Here is a 2,398-nt window from a genome sequence, read left to right as displayed (position 1 = left end):
TGGGTGCCGGGGTCATCCCCGTCCGACAGGGCGCGCCGATGCACCTGGACGTCGGACTCGAGGGGCTGCACGAGGGCGTCCTCGTCTCCGGACACGCGTCGGCCGAGGCGTTCGGGGAGTGCTCCCGGTGCCTGATCGAGATCAGCGAACCCGTCGAGGTCGATTTCGCGGAGCTCTTCGCGTACGATGTCTCGGAGGATTTCGACTTCTTCGTTCGCGATGACCACGTGGATTGCGAACCGGTCGTTCGAGATGCGGTGGTGCTGTCGCTGCCGTTCCAGCCGGTCTGCCGACCGGACTGCCCAGGCCTCGACCCGGAGACGGGTGAACGCCTGGCCGACCTCGAGGACCACACTCCTCGCGAGGTCCTGGACCCGCGCTGGGCCGTCCTCGGCGGTTTCCGTGCGAGCGACGACAGCAGTACCCCTGACCAGAGCCCCGAGGGCGACGGCCGCACGTCGGCCTGAACCGCCCTCGCCACTGACCAACCGACCAACCGAAAGAGAACCACCATGGCCGTTCCCAAGCGCAAGCAGTCCCGTGCCAACACGCACGCCCGTCGTTCGCAGTGGAAGGCCGCGCCGGTCCAGCTCGTGAAGACGATCGAGAACGGCAAGGTCACCTACAGCATCCCGCACCGCGCGAAGGTCGTCGAGGACTCGGCCGGCACCCCCCTGTACCTGGAGTACAAGGGCCGCAAGGTCGCCGACGTCTGATCGGACCGACCGCATGACCAACACGTCCGGCACCACGGGGTCCCGCCCCGTGGGGCCGGACGTCGTTCGTCTGCAGGGCATCCTCGGCGTCGACATCGACCTCGAGCTGCTCCAGCTCGCCCTGACCCACCGCTCGTACGCGTACGAGCACGGGGGCATCGGGCACAACGAACGGCTCGAGTTCCTCGGCGACTCGATCCTCGGTCAGGCAGTGACCGTGAAGCTCTTCCGGTCCTTCCCCGACCTCGACGAGGGCGACCTGGCCAAGCGTCGGGCGAGCCTCGTCTCGACGGTCGCCCTCGCTGAGATCGCCCGCATGATCGGGCTCGGGAAGTACCTCCGGCTCGGCAAGGGCGAGGAGCAGACCGGCGGCCGCGACAAGTCGTCGATCCTCGCCGACACCGTCGAAGCCGTCATCGGTGCCACGTACCTCTCCGCGGGTCCGGACCCGGCGACCGAGCTCGTGCTGCGCCTCGTCGAGCCGCTCCTGGTCGACCCGGACCGCTTCGGCGCCGCGATGGACCCGAAGACGAGTCTGCAGGAGCTCGCGTCGTCGCTCGGTCTGGGCAACCCCTCCTACCGGGTGACCGAAGAGGGCCCCGACCACGACAAGACCTTCCACGCCACCGTGGTGCTCCAGAGCGAGGACATCTCCTCGGGCGCCGGGTCGAGCAAGAAGGCAGCCGAGATGGCCGCTGCGCTGCAGGCCTGGACGAAGCTCTCCGGCCGTGACGGCTCGCCGCGCGCGGACGCCGGCAGCGCCGCCGTGAGCACGACCGCCGGCAGCGCCGCCACGAGCACGGCCGCAGACGGCGCCGCCGCGAGCACGGCCGCCGGCAGCGCCGCTGTGAGCACGACCGCCGACGACGCCGCTCGGACTGCCTGACCGGTGCCGGAGCTCCCCGAGGTCGAGGTCGTCCGCGCCGGTCTCGAACCCGCCGTCACCGGCGCACGCGTCCTGCACGTGGACGTCGTCGATGACCGCGCCCTCACCCGACACGACGGCCCCGCCGAGGACTTCGCCGACCGGTTGACCGGCCGCACGATCGCCGCCGCCGTCCGCCGCGGCAAGTTCCTCTGGTTCCCGCTGCAGCCGGAGCACGGCGACGACCGACGCGAGGCCCTCGTCACCCACCTCGGCATGTCCGGGCAGGTGCTCCTCGGGCGCGATCGCCCCGCCGCGAGGCACCGCCGCATCCTCATCGACGTGCAGCCCGCGACCACCGATCGTGACGGCGTGCCGGAGCCCGTCGTCCAACTCGAGTTCGTCGACCAGCGCACCTTCGGGTCGATGGCGATCGACCGCATGGTGCCGACGGTGGACGGTGCTCCGGCCGGTGCCGCGGGCGCGATCGACGAGGCCGACCCGGACGCCTCGTGGCGCCGCGGCATCCCGTACCAGGTCTCGCACATCGCCCGTGACCCGCTCGACCCGGCGTTCGACGACGACCGCTTCATCGCGGCCGCCCGGAAGCGCGCGAGTGGCATCAAGCGCGTCCTGCTCGACCAGGGCGTCGTGAGCGGCATCGGCAACATCTACGCCGACGAGTCCCTGTGGGCGGCGAAGGTCCACTACGACCGACCAGCGGAGCGCTTGACCAGAGCGGACCTCCGGACCCTGCTGACCGAGGTCCGGAGCGTCCTCCGACGGGCGCTCGAGGACGGAGGCACGAGCTCGACGC

The 2,398-nt window shown here is 71.1% G+C and carries 4 protein-coding genes; all 4 read left to right on the top strand.

All coding sequences use genetic code 11. The features are described from left to right. On the top strand, nucleotides 1-467 hold a 467-nt coding region (locus I59_RS20235), incomplete at its 5' end, for a DUF177 domain-containing protein (RefSeq protein ID WP_022904710.1). 45 nt (nucleotides 468-512) lie between these two features. Further along, nucleotides 513-716, top strand: a complete 204-nt coding sequence (gene rpmF, locus I59_RS15855; protein ID WP_022904709.1) for a 50S ribosomal protein L32 — start codon at nucleotides 513-515, stop codon at nucleotides 714-716. 13 nt (nucleotides 717-729) lie between these two features. Continuing rightward, the gene (gene rnc, locus I59_RS15850) at nucleotides 730-1,602 is read left to right on the top strand and encodes a ribonuclease III (RefSeq protein ID WP_022904708.1); all 873 of its coding nucleotides are present in this window, start codon (nucleotides 730-732) and stop codon (nucleotides 1,600-1,602) included. 3 nt (nucleotides 1,603-1,605) lie between these two features. Further along, nucleotides 1,606-2,398, top strand: a 793-nt coding sequence (mutM, locus tag I59_RS15845; RefSeq protein ID WP_022904707.1) for a bifunctional DNA-formamidopyrimidine glycosylase/DNA-(apurinic or apyrimidinic site) lyase, incomplete at its 3' end; no start/stop codon positions are given.

It is taken from the genome of Curtobacterium sp. B8 (assembly GCF_000333315.1).
Taxonomy (GTDB): Bacteria; Actinomycetota; Actinomycetes; order Actinomycetales; family Microbacteriaceae; genus Curtobacterium; species Curtobacterium luteum.
Note: the sequence above shows the minus strand (reverse complement) of the source record. Positions and strands in the feature narration are given on the sequence as shown.